This window comes from Vibrio sp. Y176 (assembly GCF_033438945.1).
The window spans coordinates 1-556 of record NZ_JAWOQS010000982.1; the positions used below are offsets into that span (position 1 = coordinate 1).

At 44.6% G+C, this 556-nt stretch carries 1 protein-coding gene; it reads left to right on the forward strand.

The features are described from left to right. Positions 1-29 precede the first annotated feature (29 nt). Complete coding sequence (locus R7O13_RS29760) at positions 30-506, forward strand: GNAT family N-acetyltransferase (protein WP_039485639.1); 477 nt, start codon at positions 30-32, stop codon at positions 504-506. The last annotated feature ends 50 nt before the right edge of the window (positions 507-556 follow it).

The window sequence follows — 556 nt, forward strand, 5'->3', positions numbered from 1 at the left end:
GCGTTAGGTGCTTGAAGGAAAAGGTAAGTATGGAAATTGCTTTTCAGCAGATAAACATTGATGATTTCGAATTGTGCGTAGCTGCGAGAAAAGATGCATACTTTTGTAGTTTTGGGCATTACGATGGTTTCGACGACTTCATCAGTGGTTATCGTGAACGAGTATTAGACCGGCTAGCAACATCAGGATGGTTCTATATCCATATATTTGTGGATGGTCAGTTTGCAGGGCAGTTAGAGTTTCGTAGCTTTTCACCCGAGCCGGAGACTGGCTATGTGCATCTCATTTACTTAAAGCCGAATTTTCGTGGTTCAGGACTCGCTGCAAAATTGCACGATTATATTGTAAGCGCGTTGAGTACAGCGGGTTGTTTGCGTGCTGTACTTTCAGTAAGCCGAACTAACCATAGAGCTCTCACATTCTACAAGCGCCATGGTTGGGAGTTCGTGCGCAAGAATCCCAAGCACGATGAAACAGACTTTTACCAACTTTGGCTACGCACCTAACAAACTGTTCAAGAGGGATTCGCAACGCGTGGCATTTTCACTATGCGTTG